At 47.9% G+C, this 15,848-nt stretch carries 15 protein-coding genes; 11 read left to right on the plus strand and 4 right to left on the minus strand.

The window, feature by feature from the left end:
• Positions 1–149: 149 nt before the first annotated feature.
• The 4 genes from ACYVEA_RS07995 to ACYVEA_RS08010 all read left to right on the plus strand — a co-directional run bounded on the left by ACYVEA_RS07995 (position 150) and on the right by ACYVEA_RS08010 (position 3,209).
• Positions 150–776 carry a TMEM175 family protein gene (locus ACYVEA_RS07995; protein ID WP_461112842.1) on the plus strand — a complete coding sequence of 209 codons (627 nt, stop codon included), beginning with the start codon at positions 150–152 and terminating at the stop codon, positions 774–776.
• A gap of 9 nt (positions 777–785) precedes the next feature.
• Positions 786–2,132, plus strand: coding sequence for a peptidoglycan DD-metalloendopeptidase family protein (locus ACYVEA_RS08000; RefSeq protein WP_461112843.1), 1,347 nt, complete (start codon positions 786–788; stop codon positions 2,130–2,132).
• Between the two features lie 78 nt (positions 2,133–2,210).
• Positions 2,211–2,567: a hypothetical protein gene (locus ACYVEA_RS08005; RefSeq protein ID WP_461112844.1), complete on the plus strand. Its 357-nt coding sequence runs from the start codon at positions 2,211–2,213 to the stop codon at positions 2,565–2,567.
• 111 nt (positions 2,568–2,678) lie between these two features.
• Positions 2,679–3,209, plus strand: coding sequence for a ferritin (locus ACYVEA_RS08010; protein WP_461112845.1), 531 nt, complete (start codon positions 2,679–2,681; stop codon positions 3,207–3,209).
• Between the two features lie 129 nt (positions 3,210–3,338).
• On the opposite strand, the gene ACYVEA_RS08015 is transcribed toward ACYVEA_RS08010, so the two are convergent.
• From ACYVEA_RS08015 to atpA, 3 genes are all read right to left on the minus strand, one after another.
• Positions 3,339–3,908 carry a DUF4136 domain-containing protein gene (locus ACYVEA_RS08015; RefSeq protein WP_461112846.1) on the minus strand — a complete coding sequence of 190 codons (570 nt, stop codon included), beginning with the start codon at positions 3,906–3,908 and terminating at the stop codon, positions 3,339–3,341.
• A gap of 444 nt (positions 3,909–4,352) precedes the next feature.
• Positions 4,353–5,240 carry an ATP synthase F1 subunit gamma gene (gene atpG / locus ACYVEA_RS08020; RefSeq protein WP_461112847.1) on the minus strand — a complete coding sequence of 296 codons (888 nt, stop codon included), beginning with the start codon at positions 5,238–5,240 and terminating at the stop codon, positions 4,353–4,355.
• Positions 5,241–5,319: 79 nt separating this feature from the next.
• Positions 5,320–6,894, minus strand: coding sequence for a F0F1 ATP synthase subunit alpha (atpA, locus tag ACYVEA_RS08025; protein WP_461112848.1), 1,575 nt, complete (start codon positions 6,892–6,894; stop codon positions 5,320–5,322).
• Positions 6,895–7,267: 373 nt separating this feature from the next.
• Here atpA and ACYVEA_RS08030 point away from each other — a divergent pair, with 373 nt between their 5' ends.
• From ACYVEA_RS08030 to ACYVEA_RS08045, 4 genes are all read left to right on the plus strand, one after another.
• On the plus strand, positions 7,268–8,038 hold the full coding sequence (locus ACYVEA_RS08030; RefSeq protein WP_461112849.1) for an FKBP-type peptidyl-prolyl cis-trans isomerase: 771 nt from the start codon (positions 7,268–7,270) through the stop codon (positions 8,036–8,038).
• Between the two features lie 68 nt (positions 8,039–8,106).
• On the plus strand, positions 8,107–10,212 hold the full coding sequence (locus tag ACYVEA_RS08035; protein WP_461112850.1) for a carboxy terminal-processing peptidase: 2,106 nt from the start codon (positions 8,107–8,109) through the stop codon (positions 10,210–10,212).
• A 92-nt stretch (positions 10,213–10,304) separates the two neighbouring features.
• On the plus strand, positions 10,305–10,544 hold the full coding sequence (locus tag ACYVEA_RS08040) for a hypothetical protein (protein ID WP_461112852.1): 240 nt from the start codon (positions 10,305–10,307) through the stop codon (positions 10,542–10,544).
• 135 nt (positions 10,545–10,679) lie between these two features.
• Positions 10,680–11,120 (plus strand): lasso peptide biosynthesis B2 protein, encoded by a 441-nt coding sequence (locus tag ACYVEA_RS08045; protein ID WP_461112853.1) that lies wholly within the window; start codon positions 10,680–10,682, stop codon positions 11,118–11,120.
• 42 nt (positions 11,121–11,162) lie between these two features.
• On the opposite strand, the gene ACYVEA_RS08050 is transcribed toward ACYVEA_RS08045, so the two are convergent.
• Positions 11,163–12,521 carry an MATE family efflux transporter gene (locus tag ACYVEA_RS08050; RefSeq protein ID WP_461112854.1) on the minus strand — a complete coding sequence of 453 codons (1,359 nt, stop codon included), beginning with the start codon at positions 12,519–12,521 and terminating at the stop codon, positions 11,163–11,165.
• Between the two features lie 153 nt (positions 12,522–12,674).
• Between ACYVEA_RS08050 and ACYVEA_RS08055 the strand changes: the two genes are divergently transcribed.
• The 3 genes from ACYVEA_RS08055 to ACYVEA_RS08065 all read left to right on the plus strand — a co-directional run bounded on the left by ACYVEA_RS08055 (position 12,675) and on the right by ACYVEA_RS08065 (position 15,825).
• Entirely contained in the window at positions 12,675–13,541 is an 867-nt protein-coding gene (locus ACYVEA_RS08055; RefSeq protein WP_461112974.1) for a DUF4290 domain-containing protein, read from the plus strand.
• Between the two features lie 90 nt (positions 13,542–13,631).
• A complete protein-coding gene (gene murA, locus ACYVEA_RS08060) occupies positions 13,632–14,939 on the plus strand; it encodes a UDP-N-acetylglucosamine 1-carboxyvinyltransferase (RefSeq protein WP_461112855.1) in 1,308 nt (435 codons plus the stop codon).
• Positions 14,940–15,177: 238 nt separating this feature from the next.
• Positions 15,178–15,825, plus strand: coding sequence for a DUF305 domain-containing protein (locus ACYVEA_RS08065; RefSeq protein ID WP_461112856.1), 648 nt, complete (start codon positions 15,178–15,180; stop codon positions 15,823–15,825).
• Positions 15,826–15,848 lie beyond the last annotated feature (23 nt).

The following is a 15,848-nucleotide window of genomic DNA, read 5'->3' on the forward strand; positions in this document are numbered from 1 at the left end:
GTGCTTCTTAACAGTAAATTTTATCGGGTAATGAGCCTACATGTTGTCTTACCATAGTCTCATTACTCGATAAAGCGATACGTACTAGATGGACCCATAACTATTTGCTTCACTAACCGTTTGTTAAACAGGTAATCCTGTGTGGACGAATGGCAGATTTTCAGGAAAGCGATACAGTGCGTGTTGAAGCTTTCAGCGATGGTGTTTTTGCAATTGATATAACGCTTCTTACTTTTCAGTTAAAAGCGCCAAGCCTGAAAGCCGCTACGTCCAGTCATTCCTTAGCCCTGGCTCTGTATCACCAGTGGCCTAATTACATCGCCTATTTCATCAGCTTCACAACCATCTTTATCATCTGGCTGAATCACCACCGGATGTATAATGTTATTCGGCGGAGTGATGTGCGATTCATGTTTTATAACGGCCTGTTACTCCTGTTAGTAAGTGTTGTCCCGTTCACTACGTCGCTACTCGCCGATTACATCAACACCCCTGCTTACCAGCTATCGTCTGCGCTGTACATGCTGCTCTTTGCGGGCATATCCTGGACATTATTCAGCATGTGGAATTACGCGACCGATAACTACCGATTGCTCAAACGGCCCGCTGCCCAGGTTCGCATTCGGTCGATTTACACTAGCCTGCTCATTAGCACGATAACTTATACGGCTGCGGCTGGGTTATCGTTTTTACTCCCTTTTCTGAGTATTTTAGTAGGGTTAATCATGGTTGTTTACTTATCCCGGCTGATCTATCACCGCGAAAAAGTCGTCTAACAGAATACTATGGCAGTAAATAAGGTATTTCGTTTTTTTTGGATTGGATTGCTGGCTGGCTGGCTCAGCGCCTGTACGGGTTTTGGTCCTACGCAAAACCTGTTTCGATCTCCATCTCCCCACGATCAGTATAGCCAATCTCTCAAGGCCGCTAAACTTGACAAAACTGCACTCGGCAGCGAGTGGATTATGGCTAGTGAACGAGCCCTCCAGGATTCGCTTAAAATAACCGTACCGTATCGGGAAAGTGGGTACTTCTCCGCCAACAAAGCGTTTGCGGTGGGCTATCGCCTTGCGGCCGAACGGGGTGACCGCTTCCTGATAAAAGTTGAAACACAGGGACGAAAAGAAGCACAGGTATTTATTGACGTATTTGAGCTTAACGATCGTCAACAAACCAAGCCCGTTGCTACATCGAAAGCGGACACGAATGTATTGGCCTGGGAACCTCGAAAAACACAGACCTACCTGATCCGGGTCCAACCCGAGTTACTACGTAGCGGTAACTATACGATTACCATTACGCGCGAGCCAGCCCTGGCGTTTCCGGTGCAGGGACGTGATAGCAAACAGATTGCCAGTTTTTTCGGCGCTGCTCGCGATGGTGGTCGCCGTCGCCATGAGGGCGTGGACATTTTCGCGCCGAGAGGAACACCAGCGTTAGCCTCCGTGAATGGAACAATTACGGGTGTTGGAACGAATAAACTAGGCGGAAACTTCGCATTTCTGACCGATAATAGCCGCGGTATCAGTCTCTACTATGCCCATCTCGACAGTTGGAAGGTCAGCAACGGGCAGCGGGTACTGGTTGGCGACACAGTGGGGTTTGTCGGAAATACAGGGAATGCCCGAACCACTGGTCCGCATTTACACTTTGGCCTGTATGGCCCTGGCAACTCAGCCCTAAATCCGTTGCCTTTCATCCGGCTCGGACGCGGCCCGGCGAAACAACCGGTGTTGCCCGTAGCACGGCTGGGTGATTCAATACGTGTGTCGGGGGCAAATTCAGTGGTTCGGATTGCGCCACATAATGATTCTCCTGCTCTCCGAAAACTTTCTGCTTCATCGGCCCTGACGATTATTGGTGGTACCGAATTCTGGCTGCGCGTTGAGTTACCCGACGGGTTAACCGGATACGTAGCCAGCAATACCGTTGAAACCCTCAAGCGGCCACTTAAGAAGCTTGCGCTTTCTGTGCAAAGCAATCTGTTAGAGTCCGCTAACAGTCAGGCCGCCACAATCAGGACATTGCCGGCGGGTTCGGCTGTCGACGTACTTGCCACAGCCAATATGTTTCAGTTGATACGTAGCGCGGACGGACAAACGGGCTGGTTATCAGGCAATGCCGCTCCTTGAAGCTGTCGAAAAAATATTGTTTAGAAACTATCTAAACTAACTAGTGCGTTGTATCTTTGCATACTCATTTGTGCAACCATGACGGGGAACGTACCAGTAACGTATCAGGAAGTATTTCGGACCGAGAGAGGTGTTGTTTATCAGTGTGATGTAAGTAATCGGCTGATTCTGGAATTTTGGGACACGCATACCCAGTTTTCGGCACGTGACTTTACACAATTCCGGCGTATGGTCGAAACGGTCGACATCCGGCAGATGGCCTTAAGCACTGCTGCTGCCGATGACGTTGAAATCCTGGCGCTTCCCCGCTCCGAGCGCTGTTATGTATTGACGCTTTGTGAAATTGTTCACCTGCGCGAATTGCTCAACGGTGCCAAACTCATGCTTGAGTTAAACGCGATGCTTCGCGAATGTGGTTGCACTTTAGCCGAATAGGCATAAATAGACTTTTTCTAAATTTCCTGTATATCAACCGACTGTGTAACAACGGTCGGTTTTTTTGTGTTGTTTTGGCATATGAATTTCTCACCGGACACGGTTAACACCATGAAAGATTTAGCAAGATTACGCACCTCAGTTAAAGAAAGTGTCGAACTGGCCCTAAACCAGCAGATACAAATGGAAATGGTTTCGTCGTCGAAATATTTGGCGATGGCGGGCTGGTGCGACCGGAATGGGTTCGATCATAGTGCTGGCTTTTTCTATAAGCAGTCGGAGGAAGAACGTAAACACGCGATGAAATTCTTTCACTACCTCTGCGACCAGGGTGCAACTGCCTATTCCCCCGAGATTCCGGCAGTCGGTCAGGAATTCGACTCACTACGTTCAGTATTTGAAGGTGCTCTGGAACAGGAAATTTCTGTGACAGATTCAATCAACCGAATTATCAGCATTTGCCGTCGGGAGAACGATTATGCCACGGAAGAGTTGCTGAAATGGTACGTGAGAGAGCAGATGGAAGAAGAGTATATCGCTCGTCGTTGCCTCGAACTGATCGATCAGATTCCGGCCGATCAAGTTTACTATTTAGATAAAAAACTCGCCAGCGTTACTTACGATGGCAACATATTTGAATAACCAACCTATGAAATGACAAAAAAGGCATCCACCAGTGGATGCCTTTTTTGTGTTAAAGAAAGAACACCATGTCATAAAAAAACCTGCTATCCAACGATAGCAGGTTTTTTTATGGACTATTTTGATACCTTACCGAGCTGCGCCATAATCCTGGCCAGCACTCTCAGGGAAGTTCTTCATGATACTGGTCACCGTTTCGCGGAAAGCCTGATCGCGGTCACGCTCCTTATTACGGCTATTCAGTTGTCCTGTTGCCCAGCCTTGCCATACGATGTCGTTCGTACGGGCGTCCAGTACGTTGATAACTACGCGGTTTTCTTCATACTGCCGTGAGTAAACGTTGTTACCCATGCCACCGTACCACCAGGAATAAGGGGAATACATGTTGTTGGACTGAATCTGCTGCTTGTCTTTAGAATCCATAAAGAAACGAACAACCAAGTCAGCTTCGCCCTGGGTTACGGGTTTGTAGCCGCGTGCTTTGAGCGATTGATCCAGTGCATCAGCAATACGGCGCTGGTTCAAATTACTGCCCACAATAGGGTCAGCGTTACGTTGCCTATCAGCTTCGATACGATAGGTTGTAAACTGCCGAACGTTCACTTTAGGATCGTAATCGTATTTAACCGTAAGTGCAGGTGCGCAGGATGCCAACGTACCAACAACAAACAGACTAGTGATTATGCTTTTGAGTTTCATGTTATTTGAGTCGTTAAACAGTTACCGGAATGATAAGTAAACGCTAAAGAATCGGCCGTTCGTATATCACAACTTAATAACTAAAATCGGGGCTTCTTCGTTCCGATTTTGCATGTTATCTACGTGCCCAATCACCTCTTTAAGTAGCTGACAATCAGAAGGCAACCCAATTTTAAGCATTTTTAACGGAGGATTAATTCATCCCCTTTCAACGGGGCTATTTACAAGGCTTAAACCAGGTTGCTTAGCCTCTTATTATTCTTGTTGAAGACCCTAGAAGTGGCTCATGGCGATAGTATAAGAACGTACTAAAACAGATAACTATTCACCATGACGCTATCTGAGCGCAAACCGTTGCAATCAGTAGCAAAATTAGGGTATAAATAACAAAGCCGCTCCCTGAGTAGAAGCGGCTTTGCGCAGTAAAAATAAGTTTTATTACCCTTAGGCACTGGCTAATGCTTCGGCACCGCCTACGATTTCGAGAATTTCGGTCGTGATAGCTGCCTGCCGAGTCCGGTTATAAACCAGCCGAAGCTCTTTCAGCAGTTCACCCGCATTTTCGGTCGCTTTATCCATGGCTGTCATTCGGGCACCGTGTTCTGATGCGTTTGAATCCAGCACCGCTTTGAACAACTGAATCTTGATCGTTTTCGGAATTAACTCCGTGATGATCTCCTCTTCCGATGGTTCAAAAATATAGTTGATCGACGTAGCTGGTACGCCTGCTGGTGCTTCGGCCGAAACGATGGGCAACATCTGCTCCGTTCGTACGATCTGCATCGCAGCATTCTTAAATTCATTGTAAATCACTTCAACCACGTCATAACGACCTGTTGCAAAGCCATTCATAGCTTCTTCAGCGGCTGCACGTACCGTGGCGAAATTTAGTGAGCTAAATGTTTCTACGTGGTTTGTGTTTACTTTAAACCCCCGGCGTTGAAACGCTTCAGCCCCTTTCTTACCAATGGCCATGATCTCAACATTCCCGGATCGGGCCTGAGAAGTGTATTTCTCATCGATGAGGGCTAGTGCGCCTTTTACGGCGTTCGTATTGAAGGCTCCGCATAAACCACGATCTGATGTAACTACAATCAGGAGAACGCGCTCAACGGTACGTGTCTGCTTGTATGGATTTTCGGAAGCTGTGCTGGTGCCAGCCGAAACCGTTCCGAGCATCTGGCTCAGTTTCCTGGCATAAGGCCGCAATTGCGTAATATTATCCTGCGCCCGGCGCAACTTGGCAGCCGCCACCATTTTCATGGCTTTAGTAATCTGCTGCGTCGAGTTAATTGAGGCAATTCGGGCGCGTACTTCTTTCAGTGATGCCATGTGTGTAATAAGTCAGTCGATAGTCAATAATCGTCAGTATTTTTTCCGACCACTATTGACTACCGACTATCGACTGATTTTAATATTGCGCCGACAGATCAGCCGCTACTTTCTTCAGCGTTGCGATGGCTTCGTCGGTTAGTTTACCAGCCCGAAGATCGGCCAGGACAGCGGGATACTGTGCACCCAATACCATGGCAAACTCCCCTTCAAAGGCTTTCACCTTGTTGACCGGCACTTTATCCAGCAATCCATTGATCGATGCGTAGATAATGGCAACCTGCTGCTCAACAGCAACCGGTGAGTACTGAGGCTGCTTCAATATCTCCTGATTCCGCCGACCACGTTCGATGGTCAGTTTAGTGGACGCATCAAGGTCAGAACCGAACTTGGCAAAAGCTTCCAGTTCGCGGAACTGAGCCTGGTCGAGTTTCAACGTACCAGCCACTTTTTTCATCGACTTGATCTGGGCATTACCCCCTACACGTGATACCGAAATACCTACGTTAATGGCTGGGCGAATACCCGAGTTGAACAGGTTCGATTCCAGGAAGATCTGGCCGTCTGTAATCGAGATTACGTTTGTCGGAATATAAGCCGATACGTCACCTGCCTGCGTTTCAATGATTGGCAGAGCCGTTAATGAACCACCGCCTTTTACCTTATCTTTCAGTGAAGGTGGCAGATCGTTCATGTTTTTAGCAATGTCGTCGTTGGAGTTGACCTTAGCGGCCCGTTCCAGCAACCGGCTGTGCAGGTAGAATACGTCTCCTGGATAAGCCTCGCGGCCTGGTGGCCGACGTAACAGCAGTGACACCTCACGGTAAGCAACCGCCTGTTTCGACAGATCGTCATAAACAACCAGGGCAGGACGGCCTGTGTCGCGGAAATACTCGCCGATGGCGGCACCCGTAAACGGCGCAAAGAACTGCATTGGCGAAGGGTCGGATGCGTTGGCGGCAACGACTACGGTGTAATCCATAGCGCCAGCTTTACGTAGTGTTTGCTCAACTTGCTTCACGGTCGATGCTTTCTGACCGCAGGCTACGTAGATACAGAACACAGGTTCACCTTTGTCGTAAAATTCTTTCTGGTTGATAATAGTGTCAATCGCAACGGCCGTTTTGCCCGTCTGACGGTCACCAATAATCAATTCGCGCTGGCCGCGGCCAATAGGGATCATGGCATCAATAGCCTTGATTCCCGTTTGCAGCGGCTCATTTACCGGCTGGCGGTAAATTACGCCCGGCGCTTTACGCTCCAGCGGCATTTGGAATAATTCGCCCTGAATGGGGCCAAGACCATCAATTGGCAGACCGAGTGTGTTTACTACCCGGCCCAGGATACCATCTCCAACGTTAACATAGGCAATCTGATCGGTGCGCTTAACGGTATCGCCTTCCTTAATTTCCGAATAATCGCCAAGCAATACTGCTCCAACGTTATCTTCTTCAAGGTTTAAAGCCATAGCCTGAAGCCCATTGTCGAACGAAAGTAATTCGCCGGCCTGCACCTTCGAGAGGCCGTAGATACGCGCTACGCCGTCACCAATTTGCAGCACCGTACCGACTTCTTCGAGTTCAGCCTCGGTTTGCGTTCCAGCCAGTTGCTGGCGCAGGATGGCTGATATCTCGTCGGGTCTTACGGAATCCATATGTGTATAATGAGAATTTAATGTTGATTTTTCGGCCGCAAAGGTACGATTAAAATTTAATAAAAATACGACGAAACCTATATTCAGTAGCTGAATCTTAGACTTTTCCGATATAAAAAAGCAACGACGGCAACCAGTAGTCAATCAATAGAAACCGTTTATCCAAATTAGCCATAGTTTAAGAGGTCAAAATTGATCTCAGCCAATTTTTAAGCTACTTTTATTTCCTTATTCCAATGGATACAAATGGGTTTGAGAAGCAATTGAGAACTAAAATGTTTTTATCAAACCAGCCTGTACTTAAACTTTTATCCTATTCATTCACGTTTCAATAGTATTACTTTCGTTTATATACACCACGTTTCGTTTTCGCATGAAGTTCAACCAATTGATGCTGGCCGGTATGGTGTCAGCTGTTTTTGTCGCTGGTTCCGCGACTGCACAAGTGAAAAAACCTGTAGCTAAAAAGCCCGCAACGGCAAAACCCGCAACGGCTGCCAAACCAGCAACGGGAATTGCAATAGCCTCCACTCAGGACTCAGTTAGCTATAGCATTGGGATGTTTATGGCTCAGAATCTCAAACAACAGGGCATTTCTGACATTAACAATGCGTTGTTGATACGTGGGTTAGAAGATGCACTCAAAGATCAACCTACTAAGCTGACACAGGTGCAGGCTGGACAGGTCATGAATACATTTATGCAGAAGCAGATGGCGTCTCGCAACGCAGAAGGCATGAAAGCATCGGCCGAGAACAAAAAAATTGGCACTGCATTTTTGAATGAGAACAAAGCGAAGGCGGGAGTAACAACTACCGCCAGCGGTTTACAATATTCTGTCGAAAAAGAAGGGACCGGGGCTAAACCAACGGCCACAGATCGAGTTAAAGTACACTATACGGGTAAATTGCTGGATGGCAAAGTATTTGATAGTTCAGTGGAGCGTGGTCAACCGGCCGAATTTGGTGTTAGTGAGGTGATTAAAGGTTGGACGGAAGCGCTGCAACTGATGCCAGTTGGGTCAAAATGGAAACTTTACATTCCATCTGACCTGGCTTATGGCGATCGGGGTGCTGGCGCCGACATTAAACCTGGTTCGACGTTGGTATTCGACGTAGAACTGCTTGATATTGTTAAACAATAAACAAGAGTGAACGCGTGAGCTACTGGCGCCAGTAGCTCACGCGTTCACCATTAACCTGGGTAATGTAGATGAAAAAGTATCTGGTAACCCTATTGCCCGTGCTGATGCTAAGTTTTCAGCCGGATTCGCCATCGAATGGAGCCACGGGCCAGGCTACCGATGCGGGCGCTGTGTCTAAGCCTACTTCTTACACGGCGGATGACCTGAAACCATCTATCTCGCAGGAGAAAGTGGAAGTACAGGTAGCTAAGCTACTAACGCAATACCATTATCGGAAAGTCCCACTCAATGATTCGCTGTCGTCGGTTGTATGGGACAATTACCTGAAAGAAGTTGATGGTAACAAAACGTATCTACTGGCGTCAGACGTAGCGTCTTTTGAAAAGTACCGCTATCAAATTGACGATGCCCTCATCAACGGTGATCTGACAGCGGCCTACGATCTGTATAACCTTTTCCGTAAACGATATGCAGAACGTAGTGAATTCATCAAAGCCCAGATCACCAAGCCGTTCACATTTACGGCCGATGAAACATTCAATACTGATCGCGAGAAAGCTGCCTGGCCAAAAACGGTGGAAGAGCAGAACGAGCTGTGGCTAAAAATCCTGAAAAACCAGGAACTGGAGCTACGCTTGGGAAATCGGAAGGACAGTGTCGTTACGGCAACAATGAAGCAACGATATGCCAACCTCGACAAAGCCATTAACCGGGTGAAAAGTGCAGATGTGTTTCAGATCTATATGAACTCGTTTGCCGAGTCACTGGATCCACATACCAATTATTTCTCGCCCAATAGTGCTGATCGCTTCAACCAGGAGATGAGTCAGTCGCTGGAAGGTATTGGCGCCATGTTGCAGGAAGACGGTGAATACATCAAAATAACGAGCGTGTTACCCGGTGGTCCAGCTTTCAAGAGCAACATGTTAAAGACAAATGATAAAATTGCGGGTGTAGCGCAGGGCGATAATGGTGCTATGGTGAACACCATGAACTGGCAGGTAGATGAAGTTGTGAAACTGATCAAAGGCCCTAAAGGCACGGTGGTACGTTTGCAGGTGGTTTCTCCCGATGCGCTGGCTGGTGCTCCGCCAAAAGAAATTCGTCTGGTACGTGAAAAAATTAAGCTTGAAGAACAGCGGGCCAAAAAGGAAGTGATTGAAGTCTCTGACAACGGGAAACCGTTTAAGATTGGTGTCATAAATATCCCGATGTTCTATCGTGATTTTGAAGGCGCTCGCAAACGTGAGGAAGGCTTCAGCAGCACGACAAGCGACGTGAAGAAGTTCATTGATGAGCTGAAAGGCGAAAAAGTCGATGGTATTGTGATCGACCTACGCGATAACGGCGGTGGATCTCTGACGGAAGCGATTGACCTGACTGGCCTGTTCATTCCAAATGGGCCGGTTGTACAGGTTCGTGAGTCGAACGGCGAAACAGAAGTGTATACAGATCCCGATCCGTCTGTTACCTACGATGGTCCAATGGCTGTTCTGGTGAACCGGTTCAGCGCATCGGCTTCCGAGATTTTTGCAGCAGCGATTCAGGATTACAAGCGCGGAATTATTGTGGGAGGTCAAACTTTCGGCAAAGGCACCGTACAGACACTGGTTGATCTCAATCGGTTTTTACCGAAAGACCCTGAGAAGGTGGGCCAGTTGAAAATGACGATTCAGAAGTTCTATCGCATTAATGGCAGTAGCACGCAGCACAAAGGCGTAACTCCTGATGTACAATTTCCATCGGCATTTTCGGCAGAAGAGTATGGTGAAAGTTCGCAGCCGAGTGCGTTGCCCTGGGATCAGATCAAGTCAACCCGCTACGAACAATCACGTGCCGTTGACGATAAAATTCTGGCCCGCCTGCGCGACCGTTTCGATCAGCGACTGAAGTCGGACCCAGAACTAAAGCAGCTAGCACAGGATTTGGCTGATTTTAAGAAAGCCAAAGAAAACACGGTGGTGTCATTACAGGAAGCGAAACGTCGCAAAGAACGCGACGAAGCCGAACGTAAACGGGCAGCTGCTACAAAAGTATCGCAGGTCACTACACCAATAGATGAAACAGGAACACCATCGCCAACGGCGAAGAAGAAGAAGGACCTGTATCTAACAGAAACAGGGTTGCTCCTGGCCGATTATATTCTGGCTGTGAACCTGGCCGTGAACAAATAGTTACATTGGCTTATGTCTGAACCATTTGAAACCCCTGCACATCAATCCGATGTGCAGGGGTTTCGCTTTACATCAAACACGTCAATCCATTTATGTGGTATTTTCTAATCAAGCAAGGCGACCTCGAACAAAAGCAATTACGAGCGGTACAAAAACAGGTTTCATTAACTGAAATTGAGTTGTTTAATGAGCCCTACGAAAACTGGTATGTATTTTCGGTTGAGAAAGACGATTATGCTACGTTTATCGATTATCTCGACCGGGAAGGCATTGTTTATGAATTGGCATCTGACCGGCCAACCCGAGCGGAGATGCTCGCCGGAATGAACTAACTATATATCAATCTGGCTTTGTATTTTAATAAACACAGAGCCACAGAGAGCACAGAGTAATAGACTAATTGTGTATTAATCCTTTGTGTTCTTTGTGGCTCTGTGTTTAACAAAAACCCTTGACATAAGTTGGTAATGGAAAAATGGTTGCGACGATTTAAGAAATTTTTCTCGCTGTCCTTTTCGGATAAAATGCTATTGCTGAACGCATTTTTCGTTGTTGCTTCGATACGTCTCGCGCTGAAAGTGTTCTCGTTTTCCCGTTTCAAAAGCGTGTATGCGTCAGCCATTGCAACAAACGATCAGGTCGATGTCAGGGATGATGCTATTAAGCAAAAGGTTTGGGCAATCGAATCGGTAAGCTACACGTTATCAGCCGTTTGTCTGCCACAGGCGTTGGCGCTTAAATATATGTTGCGAAAAGATAAGGCGACGGAGATAATAATTGGCGTACGAAAGAACGGAATATTCGAAGCCCATGCCTGGGTTAAGAAAAACGGGAAAATTTTGATTGGTGACTCTCCTGCTACGAACCAGCAACCACTGGATTTTCAGCCATTGTGGACGTGGCAATAAGTAGCGTCAGGACTACTGTAATCAATATTTTGATACGTAGTATCAGGCCAGATTAATGTGCTTGACCCGCCGAAAAAATCGCCATGTCAACAGTACAGCGGCTATACTTAAGCCCGCCAATAAGCCAACCCACACGCCAATCGCATCCATCTTAAACGGGAACGCCAGTACGTAGCTTAACGGTAAGGCAACAACCCAATAGGAAAATAACGTAATGAGCGTCGGTACATTTACGTCCGATAAGCCCCGAAGTCCACCCAGAGCTACTACTTGCACCCCGTCGGATAGTTGAAAAATTCCCGCCATAATAACCAGCGAAGAAGCAATGGCGATCACAGCGGGATTATCGCGGATATAAAGCAAGACCAACCAGTTGTTTGCGGTCAGGAAAATCAGGGCAGCGATACTCATAAAACCTACAGATAGAGCAAAAGCAGCCATGCCTGCCCGCCAGACGCCTTCCCGGCTTCCCCGACCAACGGCCGCGCTAACCCGAATGGCCGCAGCAGACGAAATCCCCGTTGCCATCATGTAGGTAACGGAGGCCATATTGATCGCAATTTGGTGAGCCGCCAGCTGAGCTTCACCCAGCCAGCCGACGATCACAACGGCGAGGGAGAATGTAGCCACTTCAAAGAAAAAGGTTAGTCCGCCGGGGACACCAAGCCGCAGAATCAACCAGGCGTCCTGGGCTGACGGCAGCGAATTAAACTCAGTACGTAGAAAAGTGTTGAAACGCGGAGCCCGATAAATATAAGCCAGCATGGCACCCGCCATAAAAGTCCGCGATAATAACGTAGCACAAGCCGACCCCATCAACCCAAGAGCCGGAAATGGCCCTGCACCTTTAATCAGTAAGTAGTTAAACAAAGCGTTGATGAGTAGGGCCGAGAGTGTAATTGTCATCGCGACACGCGGATAACGAAGGCCGTCGCAAAGTTGACGGGCAGCCACGAAAACCAGCAACGGCAAAAGGGATACACTCAGGATCAGCATGAAGTCGCGGGCCAGCAATGTTACCTGGGGAGTTTGGCCAAACAGGCTAAAATTATAGGCCAGCAGTGCCGACAAGGCCCCCAATACAATACTCAGCAATAGAGCAACGCGCAGCCCGGCCCGAAACAGTCGATTGATGGTAGCCGGATCGTTCTGGCTATTTGCTTTTGACACTAGAGCAGCCACAACCGGCAGGGCTCCTACGCCAACACATGACATCAAAAACGAAAATGAATTAGCTAATCCAGCGGCACCAAGCGGCACTGCGCCCAACAAGCGCCCAACAAAAAGGTTATCTGTTACACCCATTAGAACGACACCCAGTTGAGCAATAATAATAGGGACGCTCAATCGAAGTGTGTCGATAAGTTCAGTAAGGAATAAATGGCGATGGGTGTGGGGCATGAGACGGAGTGTAGGGGCAACAAAGATAACGGTTCTTGCTTACTTGCCCCGTTTACCTAACACCCTATGCCCCAAACCCTGTGCTACGTACCCCTTGCCCTTCGCCCCTTTCTTTGTACTTTTGTTTTCTTTATAACGAATCCGTCAAGGCCATTGAAAGAATACGGCAGTAGTATCCAAAAGTTAGTTGACAACATGGTCAACATCGAAGATCGGGAAAAGCGCACCCGTTATGCGCATATCCTGATTGAGCTGATGCGGCAGATTCACCCTAACATGAAGGATGGGCAGGACTACTACAATAAATTGTGGGACGACCTGTATATTATGTCTGGTTTTACGCTGGATGTAGATAGCCCCTACCCCCCGCCATCAGAAGAAGCGCTGGGCAAAAAACCCCAACGAGTTCCCTATAATACGCACAACCTGAAATTCAAGCATTTCGGGCGAAACGTGGATTTATTGGTAGCGAAAGCCATTGCACTGGAAGAGCCCGACGAACGACGGGCGTTTGTTTCATACCTAACACGGCTGATGCGCACGTTTTATCAGGCATGGAACAAGGAGTCGGTGGAAGACGAGACCATTTACCAAAGCCTGATCGAACTGTCGAACGGGAAACTGTACGATGACATAAAACTCATTCGGGAACAGGGATTAGTCGAAGCAACGCCCCGTGAACGTACTGGCGATCAACCACAGCGGGTTGGCAATAATTACCGCGAAGGCAACCAGCGTAACCGGAACGATCGCGATGGCGGCTCGAACCAGGGGCGGCCAAACAATCGCAACGATCGCGATGGTGGCGGACCCGGCGCGCCACGTAACTTCAATAACCGGAATAATGGACCAGGGGCGCCAAATCGTCCAAACAACCGCAACGATCGCGATGGTGGTGGACCCGGCGCGCCACGTAACTTCAATAACCGGAATCGGGGTGATGGGTCAGATGGGTCACGCGGCAATAATCGCGACCGGAACGACGGTCCAAATCGCAACAACGACCGCCGTCGGCGGTAGTTTTCTTAATTATGAATGATGAATTATAAATGATAAAAAAAGATATCAGCATTATTCATCATTTATAATTCATCATTTATAATTCCAAGAATGGCATCCTTTCAAATTACAGGCGGACGCAAACTCAATGGCGAACTCGTTCCGCAGGGAGCGAAAAATGAAGCGTTACAAATTCTCTGCGCCGTCTTATTGACCAAAGAACCTGTCACGATTCATAATATCCCCAACATTCGTGATGTCAACCAACTGATTGACTTACTGGGAGATCTGGGTGTCTGGGTAACGAAAATCGGTGAAAGTTCGTACCGTTTCCAGGCCAGCGACGTTAATCTTGACTATCTGGAAAGTGATACGTATAAACGCAAAGCAGCCGCCCTACGTGGTTCCGTTATGTTGCTTGGCCCGATGCTGGCCCGCTTCAAAAAAGGACGCATTCCCCGGCCCGGTGGCGACAAAATTGGCCGTCGACGGTTGGATACCCACTTTCTGGGGTTTGAGAAACTGGGTGCCCGGTTTAACTACGATGCCAATGATGGCGGCTATTATCAGGTGGATGCCAGCAATTTGCGGGGCACCTATATGCTCCTCGACGAAGCGTCGGTAACGGGTACCGCCAACGTATTGATGGCCGCTGTGATGGCCGAAGGTATCACCACGATTTATAATGCTGCCTGTGAGCCTTATCTTCAGCAATTGTGCAAAATGCTCAATTCAATGGGCGCGAAGATTTCGGGCGTTAGCTCTAACCTGCTGACAATTGAGGGCGTTTCGGAACTACAGGGTACCGAACATACGATGCTGCCTGACATGATCGAAATTGGCTCGTTCATTGGTATGGCGGCCATGACTCAGTCGGAAATTACGATCAAAAACTGCCAGATTCCGCAGTTGGGCATTATTCCCGATCAATTCAAACGGCTTGGTATCCAGATGGAGTTTCGGGGCGACGATATTTTCATTCCCGCTCAGGATCACTATCAAATTGAGAGCTTCCTGGATGGCGGCATGATGACCGTTGCCGATGCACCCTGGCCCGGCTTCACCCCCGATTTACTAAGTATCGTCCTCGTAACGGCTGTACAGGCACAGGGTACGCTGCTTATCCATCAGAAGATGTTCGAAAGTCGGCTATTTTTCGTAGATAAACTGATCGACATGGGTGCCCAGATTATCCTTTGCGACCCACACCGCGCTACGGTTGTGGGCCTAAACCGGCAAATTCCGCTTAAGGGTATTCGCATGTCGTCGCCTGATATTCGGGCGGGAGTTGCGTTGCTTATTGCCGCTATGTCGGCCAAAGGAACCAGCATCATTGATAGCATTGAACAGATTGATCGGGGTTACCAGCACATCGACACGCGCCTGAACGCCATTGGTGCCGAGATCATACGGTTGTAACCACATATACTTTTCTATTCAACTAAAACAGACAGCAAAAATTGCTGTCTGTTTTAGTTGAATAGGGTTTAACTCCCCTGAAGTACAGCGGGTTGAGCAATGGTCGGATTGCATCAAATTTTAAGTTCTTATGCTTCGTGCCAAATCACCTTCACTAAACCTTCTCTATTAATTTTTGTCTTTAGTATGTAACCCGGTTAACTTACCGACGTCAAGACTTTATAAATTAATAGAAACAATGAAAACGCTAAAATCCAACGTATCAATCTGGGCACTGGCTGTTATGCTGGCCGGTGGCTCATTAGCAGCCTGCGCTCAGGCGACAACCAGCGGTACAACCGCCAGTACGGCTAGCGGTGATCCAGCAAAAACAACACTCCTTACTCCTTTACAACAGACAATTACACAACTAAAGAAATTGTCAGCGACAGGCGATCCCGATTTTGACTACGCTTTTCAGGCTAAAATTCATGCGCAGGGAACACAGAACTTATTGAACCAGGAAATCCAGAATGGGAAAGACACCGCCTTGACACAAATGGCAAAGTCGTTGCTACCTGGTACTGCAGCCGACATTACGTTACTTGATGGGACGATGCGTCAATTAAAACCAACTCGTCCTAACCAGGCTTTCACCCAACAACAAAGTCGCAATATTGAAGCGATGAGCTTGAAATTGCAACAGACTGGCTCCAGCGACAAGCTGACCAACAATCTGGATAAGAACTTTTCAGTACTTATGCTTGACCAGCGTCAGGATGCCATCGATATGGCGACCACTTATCTGCAATATGGCAATAATGCCACGCTGAAAACCTATGCGCAGCAATTGATTGACAAGTCGAAACAGCAAATCAATTCGATTAAGGCGCAGCAGCCTAAATAAAAAGTTATTATGAATGCTGTAAT

It is taken from the genome of Spirosoma jeollabukense, assembly GCF_054777855.1.